The sequence below is a fragment of the Pseudomonas frederiksbergensis genome, from assembly GCF_001952935.1.
Taxonomy (GTDB): Bacteria; Pseudomonadota; Gammaproteobacteria; order Pseudomonadales; family Pseudomonadaceae; genus Aquipseudomonas; species Aquipseudomonas frederiksbergensis.
The window spans coordinates 1,574,048-1,596,542 of record NZ_CP018319.1 but is presented as its reverse complement, the minus strand read 5'-3'; the positions used below and the strand labels follow the sequence as shown (position 1 = coordinate 1,596,542).

Here is a 22,495-nt window from a genome sequence, read left to right as displayed (position 1 = left end):
GCCCCGCATCCAGCTACTATCAAGCCAGTTTTGAATGAGGGGCATCCGTGAAAGCCAGGTCCGATGAATTGCAGATTTTCGTCTGCGTGATTGAATGCGGGTCGATTTCCGCTGCGGCCGAACAGGTCGGGCAAACGCCTTCGGCGGTCAGCCGTACGCTGTCGCGGCTGGAGGCGAAACTCGATACCACGCTGATCAACCGCACCACGCGACGCATGGACCTGACCGAAGAGGGCAAGTATTTCTTTGAGCACGCCAAGCTGATTCTCGATCAGATGGACGAGCTTGAAGAACGCCTGACTTCACGTCAGCAAACCCCGTCCGGGCGCCTGCGGATCAATGCCGCGTCACCGTTCATGCTGCACGCCATCGTGCCGTACATCGACGAGTTCCGCCGGCTCTATCCGGACATCCAGCTGGAGCTCAACAGCAACGATCTGATCATCGACTTGCTCGAGCAAAGCACCGACATCGCCATCCGCATCGGCACGCTCGCCGATTCGACCTTGCACGCTCGCTCGCTGGGTTGCAGTCCGCTGCACATCGTCGCCAGCCCGGCTTATCTGGAAAAACACGGTGTACCGGCTGAAGTGTCGGATTTGTCCGGGCATACGCTGCTGGGTTTTACCCACAACGAAGGCCTCAACCAATGGCCGCTGCGTTACGTGCACGGTGATCGTTGGCCGATTCAGGCGTCGATCAGCGCCTCCAGCGGCGAGACGATCAGGCACTTGGCGCTGGAAGGCCAAGGCATCGCCTGCCTGTCGCACTTCATGACGATTGATGACATCCGTGCCGGACGTTTGCAGGTGCTGCTGGCGGATTTCAACAGCGGCTATCGCCAGCCGATCAATGCGGTGTACTACCGCAACTCGCAACTTGCCCTACGGATTCAATGCTTCCTGGACTTCATCCAGGGCAAATTGGCGGCTTATGCGAACGCGGATTTCAAGGGCTGATTCAGGACACGGGTTTTGTGTCCGGCGAAGATCCACTGTGAGCGAGCCTGCTCGCGATTGCGTTTTCAGCCGCCCAACAACTGGCCGGGCCGTCCTCAATTCCGTAACATCCGCCCCCTCTTTTCCCGCCTGTATTTAGATCAGACATGAAACCCAAACATCTGCGCGCCGATACCCTGGCCGGGCTCACTACGTCATTCGCTCTTCTACCCGAATGCATCGCCTTCGCGCTGGTTGCGCACCTCAATCCATTGATGGGGCTTTACGGCGCTTTCATCATTTGCACCCTGACCGCGCTTTTCGGTGGGCGGCCGGGCATGGTGTCCGGTGCCGCTGGGTCGATGGCCGTGGTGATCGTTGCGTTGGTGGTGCAGCACGGTGTGCAGTATTTGCTGGCGACTGTGTTGCTGGGTGGGTTGATCATGCTGGCGTTCGGGCTGCTGAAGCTGGGCAAACTGGTGCGCATGGTGCCGCACCCGGTGATGCTCGGCTTCGTCAACGGCCTGGCGATCATCATTGCCCTGGCGCAGCTGGAACACTTCAAGAGCGGTGACGTCTGGCTCAGCGGCATGCCGCTGTACCTGATGGCGGGGCTGGTAGCCGTGACGATGGCCATCGTATACGTGCTGCCGCGCCTGACGCGCGCCGTGCCGCCGGCGCTGGTGGCGATTCTGGGTGTCGGGCTGGCGGTTTATCTGCTTGGTCTGCCAACCCGCACCTTGGGTGACATGGCGCACATCGCCGGCGGTTTGCCGACCTTTGCGCTGCCAGACATTCCCTGGAGCCTGGAAACCCTGCGCATCATCGCGCCCTACGCGATATTGATGGCGTTGGTCGGCTTGCTGGAAACCCTGCTGACCCTGAACCTCACCGACGAGATCACCGAGAGCCGTGGCTACCCGGATCGGGAGTGCGTGGCGCTGGGGGCGGCCAATATGGTCTCCGGTGTGTTCGGCGGCATGGGCGGCTGCGCGATGATCGGCCAGACCGTGATCAACCTCAGCTCCGGCGGTCGCGGTCGGCTGTCCGGTGTGGTGGCCGGTGTGCTGATTCTGCTGTTCATACTGTTTTTGTCGCCGTTGATCGAGCGCATTCCGTTGGCCGCATTGGTCGGGGTGATGTTCGTGGTGTCGCAGCAGACCTTCGCCTGGGCCTCGCTTCGGGTGTTGAACAAAGTGCCGTTGAATGACGTGTTGGTGATCATCGCGGTAACGGTCATTACGGTGTTCACCGATCTGGCCACTGCCGTGCTTTGCGGGATTATCATTGCAGCGCTCAACTTCGCCTGGCAGCAGGCCCGCGAGCTCTATGCCGACAGTCATCTTGAAGTCGACGGCAGCAAGCTCTACCACCTGCATGGCACGCTGTTCTTCGCCTCGACTACGCCTTTTCTCAACCAGTTCGACCCCGCCAACGACCCACCCGTAGTGACGATCGATTGTCGCCACCTGAGCTTCGTCGACTACTCGGCGATAGCCGCGCTAAAAACGCTGCGTGACCGCTACACCAAGGCCGGCAAGCACCTGCGCGTGCTGCACTTGTCCGAACGGTGCAAGAAGCTGCTCAAACGCGCCCGGGTCAGTCACGACTGAGGTCTCCAGCAAAATCCCTGTGGGAGCGAGCCTGCTCGCGATGGCGGTGTATCAGTCACATCACTGTTGACTGACTCTCCCTCATCGCGAGCAGGCTCGCTTGTATGGTAGGACTTGAAGGGAGGAGGAGGGACAAGGCTCGATTCTGACTGTTGACGCAGTACAGACCGTGGGAGATTTCGCCCCTCCTCCTTTCACCCAAGCGCCGATAAAGAATGCATCTGGCTAGACCGACGATAGGAACAAGCCTGCGCCTCTGGGTGAGCCCTTCAAGTGCTTAAAACCATATCCCGGAGGAAATCCAATGGCAATGCCGGTTTCTGTCACAAAGCCGATCGTAGGTGTGGATGTCGCCAAGAATGAACTGGTGATTTATCAGTCTGATGGGGATTTGCTTGAAGAGATTCCCAACACCAAAACATCCATCAAGCAGTGGCTGAAGGCGTTGTCGGGGACGGTGGCTATTGCCATTGAGGCGACCAACATTTACCACCTGGACTTCGCTGATCTGGCCTATGAGGCCGGTTGCACGATTTACATGGTGGGAGGCTATGAACTCAAACATTATCGCGAAGGCGTGAAGATCCGCGCCAAAACCGACGCACTGGATGCCAAGCTGCTGGCTCGTTACTTGAAGAACGAAGCCGAGGAGTTGCGTCCTTGGACCCCGCCCTCACCGCTGTACCGCCAGCTCCTGAGCCTTTTCCGCCGTCGCGCAGCCTTGGTCCAGGCCAGGGTCGGCCTGGTGCAGAGCTGGTCGAATGAGCCGCTGCTCAAGGCGGCTTTTGCCGAGCAAGTGAAGTCCATGCAGCAGCTTGAGACGCTGATCGAAAAGACGATCAACGATCAGCTCAAAGAAGCCGGTTTGCTCGGTCAATTGAAGCGCTGCCTGAAAGTTGAGGGTATTGGATTTTTGACTGGGGCCCGCTTGATAACTGCATTTCAGCGAGGAGATTTTAGAAACGCGGATGCATTTATCGCCTTCCTGGGCATGGATTTACGGGTGGCGAAATCAGGACAGAAGGACGCTCGCCGCAGTTTGACCAAGCGCGGCGACCCCGAGGCCCGCCGACTTCTGCACAATGCAGCGATGTCGGCTAGCCGTACGAAAGCCTGGAAAGGGTATTACGAAGAACAAAGAACGCGGGGTTTCAGCACCACTCAGGCGCTGGTGATGCTGGCTCGCAAGCTTGCTCGGGTGGTATTCGCCTTGCTGAAAGGGCAAAGCGAATATCAGCCAAAAGCCAGTTGAGGGCTTTCCCTCAACCATAGAATCTCCCACAGGGAAATCGGGGTGTAAATTCGCCTATCTGATTTGCATATTTAGCGACCTCGCATACCTCTGCGCGACAACCCTTACCCCTCCACGAAAATTACTTTCACCTCGTTTGAATATCACGCCTCGAAATGTTTTATGAGTTTCACAACCCATTCGACGTGACTCTTTCGAGGAGTACCGCATGACACCGTCCTTCGGCTATTGGCTGCTGGTTTACGCCGCCATCGCCATCATCGCGCTGATCGTTCTGATCGCCCGTTACCGACTCAATCCGTTCATTGTCATCACCTTGGTGTCCATCGGCCTGGCGCTGCTGGCGGGGATGCCGCCGTCGGGCGTGGTGGGGGCGTATGAGGCGGGTGTCGGCAAGACGCTGGGCCATATTGCGCTGGTGGTCGCGCTGGGCACGATGCTCGGCAAAATGATGGCCGAGTCCGGCGGTGCCGAGCAGATGGCGCGAACGTTGATCGACCGTTTCGGTGAGAAAAATGCGCACTGGGCGACGGTCTGCATCGCTTTCCTTGTCGGACTGCCGCTGTTCTTCGAAGTCGGTTTTGTCCTGCTGGTGCCGATTGCTTTCACTGTGGCGCGGCGCGTGGGCGTGTCGATTCTGATGGTCGGTTTGCCGATGGTCGCCGGGCTCTCGGTGGTCCACGCGCTGGTGCCGCCACACCCGGCGGCGATGCTCGCAGTGCAGGCTTATCAGGCTTCGGTGGGGCAGACCTTGCTCTACGCGATTTTGATCGGGATTCCGACTGCGATCATCGCCGGCCCCCTCTACGCCAAGTACATCGTGCCGCGCATTCAACTGCCGGACGATAACCCGCTGGAGCGTCAGTTCCTCGAGCGTGAACCACGCGACAGCCTGCCGGGATTCGGCATCACCATGGCGACCATTCTGCTGCCGGTGGTGCTGATGCTGATCGGCGGCTGGGCCAATCTGATTTCCACGCCGGGTAGCGGTTTCAATCAGTTTCTGTTGTTCATCGGTAACTCGGTGATCGCCTTGTTGCTGGCGACCTTGCTGAGCTTCTGGACCCTAGGTCTGGCCCAGGGCTTTAACCGCGAATCTATTCTGAAATTCACCAACGAATGCCTGGCACCGACCGCCAGCATCACCTTGCTGGTGGGCGCGGGCGGTGGCTTGAACCGGATTCTGGTGGACGCTGGCGTCACCGACCAGATCGTCAGTCTGGCGCAGGTGTTCCAGCTGTCGCCGCTGTTGATGGGCTGGCTGTTTGCTGCGTTGATGCGCATCGCCACCGGTTCTGCCACGGTGGCCATGACCACTGCGTCGGGTATCGTTGCGCCGGTGGCCATTGGTCTGGGTTATCCCCATCCAGAGCTGTTGGTGCTGGCGACGGGCGCGGGGTCGGTTATCTTTTCCCACGTCAATGACGGCGGTTTCTGGTTGATCAAGGAATACTTCAACATGACCGTCGCCCAGACCTTCAAGACCTGGACGGTGCTCGAGACCATTATCTCGGTCGTCGCCTTCGGTCTGACCGTTGGCCTTTCTTACCTGCTTTAGCCGGAGCCGCCCGCCATGGACATCCTCTACCAGATCCGCGCCCGTCAGGATTCCTTCAGTGCGGGCGAAGGACGCATCGCTCGGCTGATGCTCGACGACGTAGGATTTGCCTCCGCCGCCAGCCTGGATGAACTGGCGCTGAAAGCGGAAGTCAGCACCGCCACGCTCTCGCGTTTTGCTCGCACCGTCGGCTGTCGCGACTTGCGCGATCTGCGTCTGCAACTGGCCCAGGCCAGCGGCGTCGGCAGTCGTTTTTTGGACCCGGCGGGCACGCCCGAGCAGTCGGCGTTTTATGGACAGATCGTTGGCGATATCGAGTCGACCCTGCGCCAGCATCTGTCGGCCTTCGATGAATCACGTTTCGCCGACGCGGTGAAATTTCTGGGCAAGGCGCGGATGATTCACGCCTTCGGCATGGGTGGTTGCTCGACTTTGTGCAGTGATGAATTGCAGGTGCGGCTGGTGCGATTCGGCTACCCGATTGCGGTGTGCCACGACCCGGTGATGATGCGCGTCACCGCCGCCAGCCTCGATGCCGAACGCGTCGTCATTGCCTGCTCGCTGACCGGCATCACCCCCGAACTGCTCGAGGCCGTCGAGCTGGCGCGCAGCTACGGCGCACGAATTCTCGCCATCACCCGGGCCGACTCGCCGCTGGCGCAATTGGCGGATGTGCTGCTGCCGCTGCAAGGTGTCGAAACCTCATTCATCTACAAACCCACGGCGGCGCGCTACGGCATGTTGCTGGCCATCGACGTGCTCGCCACCGAGCTGGCACTGGCCAATCCTGAAGACAATCAAGAGCGTCTGCGGCGGATCAAACTCGCCCTCGACGATTACCGCGGCGGCGACGATCATTTGCCGCTGGGAGACTGACCTGATGTACGACACGCTGATCCGCAACGCCCTGATTATCGACGGCAGCAACGCGCCCGGTTATCCCGCCGACGTGGCGATTCTGAACGGCCGCATCGAGCGTATCGGCGACTTGCACGATGCCAGCGCCACCGAAGAAATCGACGCCACCGGTCGCGTGTTGGCGCCAGGTTTCATCGACGTTCACACCCACGACGACACCGTGGTAATCCGCCAGCCGCAGATGCTGCCCAAGCTCAGCCAGGGTGTGACCACCGTGATAGTCGGCAACTGCGGGATCAGTGCGTCACCGGTGAGTTTACGCGGCGATCCGCCCGACCCGATGAACCTGCTCGGCACCGCCGCGGCGTTCGTTTATCCGAGGTTCTGCGACTACCGCGCAGCCGTCGAAGCGGCGAACACCACGCTGAACGTGGCTGCACTGGTCGGCCATACGGCGCTGCGCAGCAACCACCTCGACGACCTGTTTCGCACCGCCACGGCGGACGAAATCAGCGCGATGCGCGAGCAACTGCGCGAGAGTCTTGAGGCCGGCGCATTGGGCCTGTCCACGGGGCTTGCCTATGCCAGCGCGTTCTCGGCTTCCACCGATGAAGTCATGCAACTGACCGAAGAGCTGACCGCTTTCGGCGCGGTCTATACCACCCATTTGCGCAGCGAATTCGAGCCGGTGCTGGAGGCCATGGATGAGGCGTTCCAGATCGGCCGTCATGCCAAAACACCGGTGATCATTTCCCATCTCAAATGTGCCGGCGCCGGTAACTGGGGGCGCAGTCCACAACTGCTAGCGTCCCTCGAACACGCGGCGAAAACCCACCCGGTAGGCTGTGACTGTTATCCCTACGCGGCGAGTTCATCGACGCTGGACCTCAAGCAAGTCACCGACGCTCATCGCATCACCATCACCTGGTCAACGCCGCACCCTGAAGTGGGTGGCCGCGACCTGATGGACATCGCCGCCGAGTGGGGCGTGCCGTTGCTTGACGCTGCTCGACGCCTGCAACCGGCCGGCGCGGTGTATTACGGAATGGACGAGGCGGACGTACGAAGAATCCTCGCGCATCCGCTGTCGATGGTCGGTTCTGACGGATTGCCGGAAGACCCGTTTCCGCATCCGCGCTTGTGGGGCGCATTCCCACGAGTGCTCGGACATTTCAGTCGCGACGTGGGGCTGTTTCCGCTGCACACCGCCGTGCACAAGATGACCGGGTTGTCGGCGGCGCGATTTGGCTTGAAGGAACGTGGCGAAATCCGTGAAGGACATTGGGCGGATCTGGTGTTGTTCAATCCTGCGACCATTCGCGATGTGGCGGATTTCAATGATCCGCAACGAGCGGCGGAAGGTATCGATGGGGTTTGGATCAACGGTGCCTTGAGTTACAGCGAAGGCCAGGCAAACGGAAGGAGGGAAGGGCGGTTTCTGGCGAGGGACGGGGACTTGCGTGATGGTTTCCAGTAAACATTTCGAGTGCTGCGTCACAGTGATGGCATATTGAGACTAAAGAAAGCCATTACCAAGCCGAAGCGCTGACATCTCGCCCAGCTACACTGTGGGCCTTATCAGTCTGGGAGCAACGCCATGAGCTTCGGCAAAACCACTCCGATCCTGCGGATTTTCGATGAAATCAAGGCCGTGGAGTTCTACGTCGACTTTCTGGGATTCAAGATCGATTGGCAGCATCGTTTCGAGCCCAACTTTCCGTTGTACCTGCAAGTCTCCCGAGGCGAATGTGTGCTGCACCTCTCCGAACACCATGGCGACAGCACACCTGGCTCGGCGTTGCGGATCGAGACCGATGAGCTGGAGGCATTCCAGCAACAATTGCTGGCCAAGGAATACAAATTCGCACACCCACAGATCCAGGCGATGCCGTGGGGCAGCCAGGACATGACGATTAGCGATCCGTTCGGCAATCGGTTGGTGTTTACCAATGCGATTTGCGTTTGATTGAGCAAGGTTAAGCGAAGCCCGTCGATTTTCCGACAGGCCTCGCGGGCCGGCTTCAAACAAAAAACTTGCCTTGAGATTTGTTGTATTCATTGAGCTTGAATAGTAACTCCCTACCTCTTTGTATCGTTGCACGTGTGTTGTTCACCTCACGTTGCATAGAGGCGCGGCTTATGAGACTTGAACTTTCTACACCTATACGGTTGGCCACGCGATCAGTGGTTTGACCCAGCCTGCCTTTCACACCTGCGGCATAAAACTCATCCACTCCCAACTCGTCAAATGCTGCATTGATAGCGTGCTCGTCGTGCTCCAGATTGTTGTCGAGTTCTATCAGGGCATTGTTCAAACGCTCGATTTTCTGTCCCGGCAGACCTTCAAGGGCCTTGGTCGCTTGAGTCGAGGATTCAAAGTTTGGAATCCATGCGCCTTTGACCTCAAGGACCTTTGTCAGAATGACACCCGTGGCCATTACCGACAGGTTTTTCTGTCCGGTCTCCTTACGTGGATTCAGGTCCTCAGCTTTTAAGTGCTGCAACTTTGCGTTCACGTCATAGAAAGCCGTCCGACCTGCATATTCTATTTCGTCAGGCTGCAGTCGGCGGGTCTGTGGATAAATGGCGGCGGGCAGATGCCGTGTTGCATTGAATTTACTGGCAAGCTTGTCAGTCGCTAACGAAGTGCTGACTGTCGCTGCTAACATGCCAGCCGGCCCGGTCGGTGCGGCCAGCAGGCCGGCCCCCAACGCCAACACATGCCGCGCTGCGTTATAGGCATAACTCTGAAACAGTCGTTTTACGATGTCCCTCTTTCTCATGCTGTTATAGAGCTGATGGTTCAGCATGCCAACCCTATTGTTCACTTCGTTCAAAATGCCGGGATAGATACTTAACTCTTCCATGATGGCAGCTTCGTCTTTTTGATTGCCATGACGATCAATGTAACGCAGCGGATTATTCCCGACCATGCAATACAGGTTCAGCCCGTCAACCGTCCCCGCAGGATCGGGACTGATCCAGCGCTGCAACCACGGCGCGTAATACCGATGACCGTAGTAATACAGCCCACTGGCATCCCGCTCCTTGCCGGAATACCGAATGGTTCGATAGTCGGCTTCCACGGCTGAGCGGGACGCTACCCATGCCGTTCCTCCATACGGCAAGTAACTCTCCTGACTGATCAGCCAGGCCTGGTCGTCGAGTTCGATTGAACTGGAACCCAGATGATCATCGAGGCTATAGCGCAACTGGTTTGCCGCGATGCCGGCCGGCCGACCTTGGGTCCAGTGCAAGTAGCGAACATTGCAGCGCCCGGCTTGCAGGGTGATGACTTCCAGTCTTTCGTTATGGCGGGTGCGAATTTCCAGTCCCGGCAGATAGCGGACTTCTCGGGTGTGAGTCACCGACGCTGTATGGGTTGTGTGGATTTTTCGCACGCGTTGCCCGCTACTGTCGTAGCAATAATGTTCATCGTCATCAGGGCTATCGTCACGCTTCACCAGCACTATGCTTTCAAGTTGATTGCGGATGTTCCATCGCAGCGATTGGCCGGGTAGCAGGGCTTGCAGGTTGCCGTTTGTATCGAATGTTGCGGTCACACCGGGCGTTGAGTCGCCCTTGTTCCAGGACAAGAGACGATTGCTTGCCGCAGCAACGTTCAACGTTCGGGTGTAGGTGTTGCGATCACGCACATGGCGCAGTTTGGTCAAGTTACCACCGGCGTCGTACTCGTACTGTTCTGTAAAGTTGAACAGTTGCAGCGCATCGACAGGTGCCCTGCCGGACATGGGGAGTTGGGGGTGGTTGTTCGGTCCCGCTGCTTCACGACCTGTAGCGCTGGTCAGTTGATAGAGGCTGTCGTAGGTAAACCTGCTGACGGCTTCAACCTTCTGGTTACTGCCGAACTGTACCGATTGGGCTCTGTCTTCGATTTCCGTCACATTGCCCACGGCGTCGTAGGTGTAGTGAAGGTCTTGCAAAATGTTCGACGAAACGGATGCGTTGAGTGAGGTCAATCGACCGTTGGCAGAGTCGAACACCGCACGGCGGATAACACCATTCCCGGCAGTCTGGGATTCCACCTGGCCAAACGCGTTGTAGCGCAGATCCTTGAGGATGATCTGTTCAGTCGTTGCATCCTTGATCAACAGGCTGACGGCCTTGAGTTGGCCGGATACGTCAAACGAGAAGCGCTGTCGATGTCCGCCTGCATCGATCTGTTGTATGGATTGTCCCAGTGCGTCGTACTGCCAGATCGTCGCATGTCCTTTACTGTCTTCAAGCAGGCTGTCACATGCTTTCTCCTCGGCTGGCCAGTTGGGTCGATCGGCGGTGCGCAGGAAGTGCCGCGTATGGCCAAGGGGTTTGGCGCAGATCGAGTGTCCTTCAATAATCAAGGTGCCGGCGCAGTCATCATGACGAGTCAGCTCTCCACACAGATTACGTTGTGCATTCTGTGGAGAGCTGTCGCCGTAGGTCATACGTTCGACTACGTTCAGGAGATCGCCTGCTGCTTGCTCCTGAATGCTGACCGGCCTTAGCTGGTCATCGTAGCGGGTGTGCCGAGCATTGCCGCGCTGGTCCCAGGTACGCACTATGTGTCCTGCGTCTGCGGGTAGATTGACCTGCCAGCCGGCGTCAACACTGTCTGTCTGTAACAATCTGCCGGACAGGCTGTAGATGCTGCTCAGATTGGCCCTGGACTCGCCGTGGGGCAGTCGTGGATCCGACTGCGCAACCAAACGCCCGGCAATGTCCTGCATTTGGCGCGATATCCTTGCCTGTGCAGTTACGGTCGCGTCACTGCGCCAGTAAGCGACATGCCGAACTGTCAGGCCTCGGCTATCGATCACGTCGAGCGTCGGTGTCTTGCGATGCAAGTGCGCGCTCATGCGTCACCTCCGCAAGTGGCAGATGCTTTGGGCGTTATCTCCTCGAGCGTATCGTTCTCGTCCTCCTCAACGGTGTACCAGGGATGTCGGGTTTGCCGCCGCATATAGAAAAGATCGCCTTGTCTGGCGAGTCGTGTGTGACTCGGCCGCCCCAGCGCATCGTAAAACTGCAGGTCGTAGTGGCCGAACAGCCGCAAGGATGCATCATTGATATAGCGATGGTGATTGGCAAAGTAAGGCCGGTAAGTGCGGATCACCAATCCCTTGTTGTTGTACTCAACGCGTTCGCTGATGCGCCAGCGCATGGCTGACACCTGTTCTAGCGGTTTTCCATTTTCAAGCGTCAATTCACCCTTGGCGTCGACAGCATAAGCGGTTCCCGATTCAACCAATTGCTTGCTTTGCAATGTTCGGCCGAAGCCATCAAGGCAAGTAACGCTGATGTGGATTTGTTGCAGCTTGTCGTCGGGGTAACGATCGGCGACCAGGGTGGCGATGTATATCGGCTCACGGGGTGCCTTGTCGATTTCGATCTTTAACTTCTCATCATCGGCAGAGTGTTTCTCAAGTGCCGCCAGACGATCTCGGGCCCGGTTACAAATAAATCCGCCGGTCAGCAAATCGCCCTTGGCGATGCAGCGTGCCAGCCAGTCAGCCTCCCTCATGGCCGCCTCCGAGATGCACCCCATCCAACTGAACGGCGCTGAAAATAGGGCGGCGGCGGCTTTCTGTAACGCTTTTTTACCGTCTGCGATGGCATCGCCCGGCTGGGTGAATGTCGGGCGCTTGTAATCAGCGATCGGTTTGAAACCTGCGGGTTTGTTGCCTTCGCTGCCGTAAAAACTGTTGGCCAGCAATCGGCCAAAGCTGTCGTAGAGAGCTTCCTGGATGTTGCCGTTCGAGTCGACGATACGCAGGGGTACAAGCGAGCGATAGTCGTAGGTTGCTTGAGTGGCACAGTGATCGGGCAGTCTGAACTCAGTGATCAGGCAGCAATACTTGTCATAGAACACCTTGGTCAAGCCTTGGCTCTTGCTTGCCCGGAGACTCTTTATTTTGTAAAAGCCCGCCAAAGTGGCGTAGGTCGAAAAAGAGCTTGTGACCGACCAGAATTTTTTTGCGGGTGTGGATTCGGAAAAAAAATCGGTCATGCGCTGATAGCCAATTTGTTCAAGCAGCTCTTCGGTGGGGCGACTCGCCTGAGGCAACACCTCGAAAGCAGTCATGGCAGTTTCGTCGAGCTCGGCAGTTTCCAGATGGTCGGCAAGAGCTTCGAAGTGCGCGACACCGTCCTCGAGGGATTCTCCGGTTGAGGTGTTCTTATAGCGCTGTACCGAAAGGCCTGTCAGAACACTCTGGTTGCTCCAGGCCGATTCCTTCACTCGTTCGAGGAGTTTTTCGTACGTCATGTCCTTTGCCGCGAGCCCTCCAGCCTCGGGCGCCTTGGGTCGTTTCTGTGCCCGGGTGCGCTGACGATATGGCAGGCCCAGGCGCCATCGTTGGGGCGCGTCCAGATGGATGAACTCGGCGCGTGTTTCGCTCAAGTAGTAGAACTGTTGCGCCGGATCATGCGCATCGCGCCACCATTGTTGTCGATCGGTATCGCTGAAGGGCGGGGTGTCGTCGGCGGTTTTGCGCCTGGCGTAGTGGACGCTCACGCTGTGGGTCAGAGCGCCGTACGGGTCATGCCGCAGATTGAAGGTGTGCTGACATTGCGGGTCATCAGCGATGCCTTCGTATTGGTAACTGATGGATTCCAGCGCTAAAGGCAACATCCGGGCGTAGTGCCGTTTGCCTTGCGGGGCTTGCAGCAAGCGAACCCGATAGCGGTTTGCCTGGACGGAAAATAGCGTGCGGGTTCCGGCATGTTCATCGACGCCAAAGATTTCGCTGCGCAGCACTTGACCGCTCAGGGCGCGTGCCATTTCCAGGGTCGTCGACAGATCTGGCGAATCGATTACGGCGTCACTGTCAGTCCCTGACCGGTATTGGCAAAGCAGCGATTTGCCCGGTTCCACAGCTTGTTTGTCAATGACGTCGAAACCGTCACTAGGCATGTCCACCGCTTGTCCCGTATGGAACCAGCGCTTTGTCAGGCATGGCGTTGTAAAACCTTCCAGTGGGGCATTGCCGGGGTGAGTTTCACTGTCGACCTGTAGCAATAAGCCGAAGCCGCGAAATTCCCGCTCGATACCATCGTAGTAGCCTTGACGATAGGAAAAATTCTGGGTCAGGCGATTACCAGTGATCTCGTCGAGTCGGGTCTTCTTCGAGACCACATGCAGGGCAAATGGCAGATGACAGACGGGAGATTTTCCGGCTTCGATTTTCTGCGCTTTCTCATCCAGCCATTCCTGCGCCGAACTGCGATAGCTGATGCTGTCTGCGGCGCCCATATTGTTATTGGCGCCGATGAGCAAATAGGGTTTTGCACTGACGAAATCGTAGCGCCAATGGAGGGACGTCATGTTCGGCGTGCTTAGTATCAGGCTGGAACAGCCGAGCCCTTGAAGGTTGTCGAAGCTCGCCTGACATAAACCGTTGAAGCGAACACCCTCGGGCCAGGTCAGCCTGACTGGCGGAGCAAAGCTGTTGCCGCTGCGGTTCGTATAGATAAGCGCATGCTCCGATTCCAGGTAAATCAGGTCGGTAGCGCCAGAGCCGTCCAGATCCGCCAGGCGAATACGCGAAGCGTCGAACGCCTCGTACGCGATGCCCGGCGACCCGAGCACGAGACCTTTGCCGAAACGCCCGCGGCCCAGGTTTGGCCAGCATTTCACTTCGTTGTGACGTATGCGTACCAGGTGTTGTTGACCACTGCCGAGCATGTCGCTGAAAGCGACCAGTTCGCCGGGTGAAGAAGTCAGCACGGGAAGGTCGTCTTCATCATTTTTACGAGGCACTTCGACAGCGGAGGCGAAACCTTTCTTGCGCTGGTTGGCGTACAAGCGGACGCTTCGGGGCCCTATCATGGCGAGGTCGCTGAGTCCTGCCCCCATCAGGTCGGCCAGTTGGCCTTTTCGCTGGAAAAACTCGATCGGGAACGCATCGAATGGGGCAAATGTTGACCACCTTCGCTCGGCATCGAGCGAGAAAAAACCGCTTAACTTCGGTTGGGCAGTGATCAAGTCCAATCGACCATCGCCCGTCAGGTCGCTCAGTGACTGATGCGCTTTCTTCGCGAAAGCAACTGTAGGCATGTTGGGCACGACCCGCAGTTGGTCGTAAGTCACTTCGTTGCTTTCGGCTTTGGCGCGAACGGGTTCGCGGTAGTACCAGCCAGCGTTATCCCGATACAGCACACCCGCCAGGCCTTCGCCGTACAGGTCAACCAATTGATAACGTTGCCCGTCGTTCAGACCGGGCATGTTCTGAAACGGCTGCCAGGTACTGGAGGCTGCCGGTAGTTCAAAGGCGCTGTAGGTGAATTCCATGGGCGGGCGGTTTTCGGAGGTCGTCGAGCCTGCGTAGGCCTGCTCGTGAACAGCGCTCAGGTGCTGATACCCCAGAGGCGTCTGTCGGTAATCGATTAACAGGCGTCTGACCAGAACCGGATCGTTACCCAGCTCCGCCGGAAAACGATGAAACATCAGCACCTGGCGGCACAGGCGTTGTGTGCGTATTTCAAAGCCATAGGCAAAACTGGAAAAAGCGTCGGTACGTGTCAGCCATTGCTCTGCGGCGTACGCCGGTTTCCCTGGATAATCCAGGCTGCGTTCGCCGTAATCGAACACCAGTTCGAAGTGCCATTGCACCGTTTTCAGCTGATCCGGTTTCCATAAATACAGCTGGGCGTCGGCCTTGAAGTTGCCATAGCACACGCTGCTCAGGTAGCGCTGCGCCTTTTCAGCCTTATAAACATAGAGAATGTGCTCGCCGTGCGGGTTCACGCTTTCCTCCAGCAACCATTCGGCCACACGGTTCACATCCTCGGGATCGGCGCGACGCGATTCCGGTTGTTTGCCGAACACGTGAAGGCTGCCATCGGCACCGTGCACCAGCCAGAAACCCGGTCTGTCGTTTTTGGAAGACCAGTGTTCGATTCGGTCGAAGCTTTTTTCGAGGCGCGGGAAGTGGCGTACCACGGTATAGGTCGTATCCAGTTGCAGATCGTTGTAGCGAGTAATGTTGGTGGTGAGCGTGCCCTGAGCACCTTGCTCGGGCATCCACACCACTGCGCCGGGGCCGACGATCTCGTCATCGTCGGCATAGGCCGGCACCCCCTTGCTGGTGCGTCGCGCCACGACGGGCAGGGAAATTCCCCAGCCGATGCCAAACTCACTGTTACCGACTGAACTGCCATAGCTCAGCGACAAGTCAGGTGCGAACCCGCGCCCCGGAGAAATGGGTAAGGCGATTTCATACGAGGCAGTACCCTGGGCGCCGATATCGCCAACACCCTTGCCGATACTTTGAATGGCGCCCCCGCCCTTTGGCAGTACAGGAGCGGCGACGGACATTGCGCCTTGATCACTCATCGCGAAACTCCAGGCCTTTTGGCGGTGTATTTCACATGCACGATGATGTCGGACAGCGACTCAAGCATGGCTTTCTGCGCGGTGTGGTTCGGGAAGGTCAGGCGCCACGTTGAAACCGCCCCGGTGTATTCGAAAGGCAGGTAGCGTTCATCGAGGAGGTTGAGAGTGAACAGACCGCTATCGTCGTCTCCGGTGGAGAGCGCGACTTGTTGTTTCACGCGCGGGTCCTTGATGCTCGGTCCTTTTGTATCGGTAGACAGGTACATCGAACTGGACGTTTGAGTCAGCGTTGCCCTGATATTTTCGTAGGGGCTCACTATGCCCGGTATCGTCACGCTGAGGGTCTTGATGCGCCGCAGGTAATGTCCTTGTCCCTTCCAGTCGTCTTCAAACATCTTATGGGTCAGTTCGAAATCACAGCTCCCTTGCTCCATGAGCGTGGTATGAATCTGCTCCCAGGTGCGATTGATCTTGCTGGTCTTGTCCTTATCCCTGAGAGCTCTCAGGGATACGTTTTTAGTGATTTCCAGGTCGCGACGGTTAGCCTTCAGGAATTCGGCCTGCATTGTCACCAGGCGACTCTTGAGGCTCTCACCTGCTGAAAGACCACGGTAAGTGCTGTTCCACTTGCCGGGTTGAATGAACCGTCTGGTGTAGTCGGCGCACTCGTATTGCCAACAGGCCTCGGCGGCCAGGCACAAGTCCAGCGCCACTTCATAAGCCTGTTCATACAACGCCGAAAATTGATTGTTGAGCCATTGATAAAGCTGCTTGTTGGTAAAGCGCTTGCGGAGAAAGTCGTGGTTGTCCCGGGCATGGCTCAATGCTGTTTCAGCCTGTTTCAGTTGCAGGCGAGTGACCTTTTCCTGTTCGGTACATTGCGCGATTTGTGCCGTGATCTGTGTCAGCTCAAGTCGTGCCTGATTAACATTCGAAACCCACTCTTCCCGGCGGCGAGCGAACTGTGCATTACGGTCGAGGTTGCTCGCCTCGGAACGAGCCTGCGTAGCGCGCAATTGTGCGAGAGCGCTGGCGGCATAGGCTGTCCCTTCCCAGCGCGAACCACCGTTGGCGACGCCAAAGATGTTTGGAATCAGCATCAGGCCGCCTGCGACGGCCTGGGCGGCTGCTGAAGCCATTTCCGCGGTGGCGCTGCTCAAATACAGTCGACCTGCCTCGGCTTCTTCCGGGGTTACACCTTTCTCCAGTAATTGCTCGTAGTGCTTCAACCGCCCCTGGATGACTTGTTTGCCAGCGCTTAAAAACTCACGGTTTTTACTGTCAACGCTGAGCGCCTGGGTTTGTAACTCTACGGAAATTTTTGCCATGTCCCAGGCTTGTTGTTGCTGCTGCTCTTGCAGATGAGCCTGTTCATGGCGTTCGATCAGCGACAATAGCGTGGCACCGAACTGGATCACGCTGTCTACCGCGCTCAGCGCCTGACTGTGCATGGCGTTGAAGCGATAGTGCCAGAGCGCAGGTTTCTGTAATTGCCAATTGACGCCATAGGAGGTGCCCGACGCCCGGAGGCTGACCAGATCTTTCGGGTCCATGGGCGTCGCGAACAATGGCAAACGCGACAGCTTGCCGCTGATGTCGATGTTGTGTCGCAGGTTGTACAGGCGACTCTCGACAATGTCCCAGCGTTTGAGTAGTTCCGGGTTGAACGGCACGCGCAGGCTCGAAGCCTGGATAGCCGGCCGTGCCGCTTGTACGCCCCCCCCAGATAACGTGATCATGCCATTGGTGATTGACAGGTTCAGAGTCTTCTCAAGTGCACGGCGATTCTTGGTGTGGTTCGCGCTCAGTGCTTTCAAACTGATCGACGACCATAAATCCGCCCATTGAATAACCGGGCGCGAACCAAGAAGAGTCGATGCTCGCGTGTACCACTGCTTTGCCTCGACGAGACTATCGGGTGTCAATTCCCGGTACGTGGCATCGCCTCGATTGATCAAAATGTCGAGATAAAGCAAGTAAAGCGCCTTGCGAGCGTGCACTGGGTAGCTTTGGGAAATCATGTGCGGATCATGCGGGGCGCGAGCGGCATAGGAGGGGACGTCGGTGCCGGTCAAAGGCACAGTCTTCCAGCATTCGGATTGCCTTCGGCCCGGATCGAAGAGGTACTTGATCCAGCGTTCGGCTTCGACGTATTGCCCTTCCGCGTTTAATCGATGTGCGATCAACCAAGGTAAATTCAGGAACAGCTCTGTGTAGTAACGGCCGTTGGGGCCGTGAAAGTCCATGGATTGATCAGAGTCGCCATTTAATATTTTCGGCTCCCGCAACTGTTGTGTCTCTCGGCTGAACAATTCATCCAGACTGTTTTCGGCACGAGCGGTCAGCTCGGTGGCAAGCAAGGTATTGAGTCTGATGGGTTGACGATCTGCCGGACCGATATCGCTGTGCAGAATCAATGAGTCTGAGAAGTCGAGATATTGCACTGAATTATTACTTGAAAGTTTTGGAGTGCTAAAACTATCCATCACACTGGCTTCGATGCCACCGCAATACCAATGCTGACCATCTTTATGTGTTGTTAAACCATATTGGAATATTTCACTGGTTCTAGTTAGGTCGCAATTGTCAAATTGGAAGCAGTACGAATCCTTCCCTGAGATAAGAGGGGTGGTTTGCACCGGTTGGGACAGCATTTCTGACTGTCGAAACACAAATAGAGAAGCGGCTTGCGAGTTTGAAATTAATTTCGGATTAAGATTCAGGCAAATGGTTGTTTGCGAGCTGAGTGTCAGGTATGCGATATTGCAGTGTATTGTGTCAGGTGGCAATAATGGTCGATGGCTAGTAAGGGCAGGTTTTGTAGTCACACGTTTCGTGTGGTTTGTTTTCTGCTTTGATTGCAAATAGAAAACAGGTTTGGATAACTCATTTATAGGGTGTTTGTGAACGTGGTATGCGAGATTGTAATGCGGAAGTGAAAGAGGCTTTTGTATGTTGTAGCTCCGGGAGGGCGGGCCCGGGATGTGAGTGAAATTCTTATTAATGCTTGCGGAACTCAAATAGAGAGGCGTGTTGTTTCGCTCGTGATAATCGCGATTCGACCCATCGTAAACACCATTTATATAGGCCGTCCTTGGCAGCATTAATTCTGTTTGCTCGCCATACAATACGATGGCAAGGAGCAGAACGTCTTGGGAATGCTCTCCGTTTTGTATGGCTACCGTATTGATACGTGATTTTATTTCGTCTGGATGCAGGTCGGATAATGGAGTCTCCTCGACAAGACGTGATGTCTGATTGCCTAGCAGGTCATTATTGATAAAGTTTTTCAAGACCGTTTGCGGTGCGCTCCAGGTGCCATCAGTCTTTTTGTAGCAGTAACTCATCAACAGTTGAGGGTCTTTTCTATTTGTTGTTACTCCCGCCGGGTCTTGATGGATGCACTGGGCCCAGGTAACGAACAGCCGATTATTGAACCAGACAGGGCGAATGGTGTGCTCGATGGCGTCGTGCGGAATAGGGATGTCTGCTTTTTCCCAGTCCGACCATGCGTACGGTTCGGGATGATCCTGTTTTACACGCTGGCCATTTACGGTTTTAGTACCGTCGTATGGCCGTTCGGCCATGTTCAGTGAGCGCCAGAAATAAGTATGCGCGGAACGTGATTTGGCAATGAAATAGTATTTGCTATTGGCGAAATCCGTGCCGTCGATATATCCATTGAGAATGTTTAGATTGGAGACTTCCTCAAAGCGCGTCAGATAGGATTTTACGGCCGATTCAATGGTGTCAGGCTGGATCCTGCTTTGGTTTATGTCGTTCTTCAGTTGTTTTAAATTATCGCTGTCCGTGTTTCTAAGGTTTGGGTCCAGGTAAATTTCAGGGTAATACAATAGTTTTTGGTGGCCCGCCCAGATGGAATAACGACGCATTTCGTCGGTCCATGTCTTTACTCGCTCAGGCGTTTTTGTCGCTGGGCCATAGCCGGGCTCCATGTCATGCAGAATGCGGTGAATGTATAGCTGCAGGCTGGCAATGGCGCACGCAACGGGTGAAGTTTCAATAAGCGGGCTAACCTGCACATCCAGTAACCAGAATTCGTTGAGATCCTCCACAGTCGTTAGCTTGAATATGTTTGTGGTGGTGGGCACAACTTTTTCCAAGTAATACGCCAGCTGAACATTCCGTAGGGTTTCATCAAGTTTTGTTAGTACATCGTTCATATTCATTCCTTGAATATTTGCAAAAGAAAAGCGGGTCAGAAATGAGCCGCGATCAGGGCTTCCCCAACGGCTTTCCAATCGGCGGTGGATTTTTCGATGTTTAACGAAACTGCCAGTTTCAGGTTGTTGACCGACAGGCCTGTCTCTTCGCAGCATTTTTTGCAGCGTATAACCCAATCCACTTCTTCCATTGACCGGGCTCGCTGGTTTGGCAAGTCGGCAGTCAAAATACTGACCTGCTCAATCGTCCAGTTCAGGAGTTCAGCCAGTGAGATATTGGAATTGTTGATTGTCACAGTGTCTGACTGTCCATTGGCCTGTTCGAGGTAGTTCAGAAGCCTGGTTTCTGCTTGCACATGGTGGCGGGTGCAAGTACTGAATCGATCAAGCAGATACAGCGTATGGGGCGTGAGTGTCCCGCTGTTGCCGAGTGCAAGCCATGCAGGGTTATTCAACAATTTTAGTAATGAGGTATTACTAAGCAACAGCGCCTGTATTGCCTCGGTTGCGCGCAGTGCTCTTGCGAACAACCGTGTTTTTTTTCCGGAGTCGAACGTCTTGGCAGCCATTTCATCGAAAATATCGACTTCGCAAGTTTCGGCCAGTTTCATCGCGCACGGGACTTGTTCGCTGGAAAGAAAGGCGACTTCGTGCAGAAGTTTTTGCACCAGAAGAGCTTTCTTTTCACTCGTGTCATGCGGACTCTTTTGAATGATTTTGATTTTATCTTCCAGTTGTGGGTTCAACACCAGTTCGTCCTGGGTCTGATCGAGTAAGCGGCACCATTGCTTGACCGAATAGTTGTTCTGCTTGAGCCAGTCGACGGCCCAATCCATTGCCATCAATACGTCGAGAATGTCGCTATTTGAACTGTTTTCCGCGTTTATGGCCCCTGTCACCAACAACTTGCAAAATGCCTCGCCCCCCAGCAATCGTGCCAAGGCAGTACATTCAGAAGGTGACAAACCAAACATCTGGGCGATTCGTGCCTGACGGTAAATAGCAGAGACGCTCGATAGATCATGTTTGAATGAAGTCAGGTGTTTCTTGCTTTGCCGCGTGAGGAGTAAAAAGTCATCCTGTGTGATACTCGAATCCAGCCCGGCTTTTAAAAAGTTTAGAGTCGCCAGCGACTCAGGGGCATCGATATCAATGTTTTTCCCATTGTTTTCTATCAGAGGGCTGGAGGATGGCTTGGTTTTACTGAATACCTGATCGAACAAAGATACGCGATCACCGCAGGAATAAGTTGGCATGTCGTGCAGAAACGAAGCAAACTCTTCAGGCTTGATGCCATAGCGCTTATTCATGTAGTGATGCACACCGAGTGCCCGCAACGTATTACTTTCCATTCCATAATGGGTGCCTGATGCCGCTCTGTCGACGTTAGTAATTAAAGAGTCAAGCTCGGCAAAGGAAATATCTGTCCAACGGTGCAATCGGATCATTCGCAGCATGCGATCCAAACGGTGTGTGTTTAAATTGTAAAAGCGCTCGTCCGCCGCAAAAACTTTACTCTCTGCAATTCTATTGATGTATAGGCAGCCATAAAGATGGCGGGAGGACCATAAGTTATGAATTGATTCGTTTGGGAAATATTTTCCGTAAGCCAGCAACTGTTCAATCTGATCGACTGTCAGTCCGGTTAACTTCTTGAAGCTCTTGACGCTCCACAAAAGATGGTGGTTTTCATAACCGTATGCATTCGATACCACGTCGTTATCGTACGGCGCGGTGAGCAGTTTCTGTTGTTTTGGACTTAAGCCTGAGAGCAGTTTTTGAGATTCGGCTCGCGTTTCCGAAGTTCCTCCATAAATCGAATCAATTCCTGAGAACGGCAGTTCAAGACTGACCCGATACTTCAACTCACCCAGCGCCGGTTTATCTTCGCCCAACGCGAGCAGGCATTGGTAGTGATGTAAATCGTAGGGCAACTGAAGCGGATAGTGTTCGCTGGCCAGTACCTCTTGAATGGTCTTTTTGTTGTTGGTTTTATCCAGGTGTTGTTGGATATGAGTCATCAAGGTGTCATTGACGATACTCAGCATCGGGCGTTTAACGAAAGTGCTTTGTGCGTCCAGTATTAATTCCGGGAGATCAGGACGGCGTTGCTCCAAGGTGATTTTGTTTGAGTGTGTAGATGAATTCTCCAGTTCAAGTGCAAACCGATATAGCGCCCTCAGATAGGCGATGGGAGAGTTGTTGGCCGCTATATGGCCTTCATGGCAAAACTGCTCCCAGTTTTCGTTGAACAGCAATTGATAGGTGATGGGACCGGATACCTGTTCGGAATCTGCGTCCCGCCGGTTACGCTGTTTAGCGCCATCAGGCGATATCTGTTGCTCGTAGTACAAACGGCTGATCATGTGTGCACATGCCACCGCGTCGTCATAGATCTGCTGTGCATCGGCGACACTGTGCACTGCTAGCGCACTAGCAAATTCTTCCGGCGACATGCTGATGATGTCGAACACGGAGTCAATCTGCATCTTCTGCATAGCTGTTTTGAATTCTGTGTGCGTTCCTTCTTCGCTGGAAGTTGGGGCAACGAGTTGGTAAAGCAGGGAGTCGTTACTGTCCATGTGTTGTAAATCTCCTGATCGAACAGAGTGTTCCGGTCAGGAGAAACTACAGAAGCAGGCCGCACGGGGAGATAGGAGGGCTGAGATTGATCCGTATGAAAAGGCGATTTTTCGTGCGGGTTCTTATGGGAGGGATGTAGGTTGTTCAGGCATCTGCCGATGGCAGACTCGTTGCC

Annotated in this window: 11 protein-coding genes; 7 read left to right on the top strand and 4 right to left on the bottom strand. The window is 55.6% G+C overall.

Annotation, left to right across the window (positions count from 1 at the left end; all coding sequences use genetic code 11):
• Positions 1 to 47 precede the first annotated feature (47 nt).
• The 7 genes from PFAS1_RS07585 to PFAS1_RS07555 all read left to right on the top strand — a co-directional run bounded on the left by PFAS1_RS07585 (position 48) and on the right by PFAS1_RS07555 (position 8,185).
• Positions 48 to 959 (top strand): LysR family transcriptional regulator, encoded by a 912-nt coding sequence (locus PFAS1_RS07585; RefSeq protein WP_076028729.1) that lies wholly within the window; start codon positions 48 to 50, stop codon positions 957 to 959.
• A 146-nt stretch (positions 960 to 1,105) separates the two neighbouring features.
• Positions 1,106 to 2,551, top strand: a complete 1,446-nt coding sequence (locus tag PFAS1_RS07580; RefSeq protein WP_076028728.1) for a SulP family inorganic anion transporter — start codon at positions 1,106 to 1,108, stop codon at positions 2,549 to 2,551.
• A gap of 304 nt (positions 2,552 to 2,855) precedes the next feature.
• Positions 2,856 to 3,803, top strand: coding sequence for an IS110 family RNA-guided transposase (locus PFAS1_RS07575; RefSeq protein ID WP_074871984.1), 948 nt, complete (start codon positions 2,856 to 2,858; stop codon positions 3,801 to 3,803).
• A 208-nt stretch (positions 3,804 to 4,011) separates the two neighbouring features.
• The gene (locus PFAS1_RS07570; RefSeq protein WP_076028727.1) at positions 4,012 to 5,361 is read left to right on the top strand and encodes a GntT/GntP/DsdX family permease; all 1,350 of its coding nucleotides are present in this window, start codon (positions 4,012 to 4,014) and stop codon (positions 5,359 to 5,361) included.
• Between the two features lie 15 nt (positions 5,362 to 5,376).
• Positions 5,377 to 6,237 (top strand): MurR/RpiR family transcriptional regulator, encoded by an 861-nt coding sequence (locus PFAS1_RS07565; protein WP_076028726.1) that lies wholly within the window; start codon positions 5,377 to 5,379, stop codon positions 6,235 to 6,237.
• Between the two features lies 1 nt (position 6,238).
• Entirely contained in the window at positions 6,239 to 7,696 is a 1,458-nt protein-coding gene (locus PFAS1_RS07560) for an N-acyl-D-amino-acid deacylase family protein (protein ID WP_076031503.1), read from the top strand.
• Positions 7,697 to 7,816: 120 nt separating this feature from the next.
• Positions 7,817 to 8,185: a glyoxalase superfamily protein gene (locus PFAS1_RS07555; protein ID WP_074873591.1), complete on the top strand. Its 369-nt coding sequence runs from the start codon at positions 7,817 to 7,819 to the stop codon at positions 8,183 to 8,185.
• Positions 8,186 to 8,240: 55 nt separating this feature from the next.
• Here the strand turns inward: PFAS1_RS07555 and PFAS1_RS07550 are convergent, their stop codons facing one another.
• The 4 genes from PFAS1_RS07550 to PFAS1_RS29870 are packed head-to-tail and all read right to left on the bottom strand — an operon-like array spanning position 8,241 to position 22,319.
• Positions 8,241 to 11,075: an RHS repeat domain-containing protein gene (locus PFAS1_RS07550; RefSeq protein WP_083671728.1), complete on the bottom strand. Its 2,835-nt coding sequence runs from the start codon at positions 11,073 to 11,075 to the stop codon at positions 8,241 to 8,243.
• Positions 11,072 to 15,553 carry a SpvB/TcaC N-terminal domain-containing protein gene (locus PFAS1_RS07545; protein ID WP_076028724.1) on the bottom strand — a complete coding sequence of 1,494 codons (4,482 nt, stop codon included), beginning with the start codon at positions 15,551 to 15,553 and terminating at the stop codon, positions 11,072 to 11,074. The genes PFAS1_RS07550 and PFAS1_RS07545 overlap by 4 nt, the downstream gene beginning before the upstream one ends.
• Positions 15,550 to 19,737 (bottom strand): Tc toxin subunit A-related protein, encoded by a 4,188-nt coding sequence (locus PFAS1_RS29725; RefSeq protein WP_076028723.1) that lies wholly within the window; start codon positions 19,735 to 19,737, stop codon positions 15,550 to 15,552. Before PFAS1_RS29725 ends, PFAS1_RS07545 begins: the two co-directional genes overlap by 4 nt.
• A gap of 35 nt (positions 19,738 to 19,772) precedes the next feature.
• Positions 19,773 to 22,319 (bottom strand): Tc toxin subunit A, encoded by a 2,547-nt coding sequence (locus PFAS1_RS29870; RefSeq protein ID WP_076028722.1) that lies wholly within the window; start codon positions 22,317 to 22,319, stop codon positions 19,773 to 19,775.
• Positions 22,320 to 22,495: the final 176 nt, after the last annotated feature.

Excerpts from the sequence above, each read along its gene's own strand:
- PFAS1_RS07580 (WP_076028728.1), top strand. The coding sequence starts at position 1,106 with ATGAAACCCAAACATCTGCGCGCCGATACCCTGGCCGGGCTCACTACG.
- PFAS1_RS07575 (WP_074871984.1), top strand. The coding sequence starts at position 2,856 with ATGGCAATGCCGGTTTCTGTCACAAAGCCGATCGTAGGTGTGGATGTC.
- PFAS1_RS07570 (WP_076028727.1), top strand. The coding sequence starts at position 4,012 with ATGACACCGTCCTTCGGCTATTGGCTGCTGGTTTACGCCGCCATCGCC.
- PFAS1_RS07565 (WP_076028726.1), top strand. The coding sequence starts at position 5,377 with ATGGACATCCTCTACCAGATCCGCGCCCGTCAGGATTCCTTCAGTGCG.
- PFAS1_RS07555 (WP_074873591.1), top strand. The coding sequence starts at position 7,817 with ATGAGCTTCGGCAAAACCACTCCGATCCTGCGGATTTTCGATGAAATC.
- PFAS1_RS07550 (WP_083671728.1), bottom strand. The coding sequence starts at position 11,075 with ATGAGCGCGCACTTGCATCGCAAGACACCGACGCTCGACGTGATCGAT.
- PFAS1_RS07545 (WP_076028724.1), bottom strand. The coding sequence starts at position 15,553 with ATGAGTGATCAAGGCGCAATGTCCGTCGCCGCTCCTGTACTGCCAAAG.
- PFAS1_RS29725 (WP_076028723.1), bottom strand. The coding sequence starts at position 19,737 with ATGAACGATGTACTAACAAAACTTGATGAAACCCTACGGAATGTTCAG.
- PFAS1_RS29870 (WP_076028722.1), bottom strand. The coding sequence starts at position 22,319 with ATGGACAGTAACGACTCCCTGCTTTACCAACTCGTTGCCCCAACTTCC.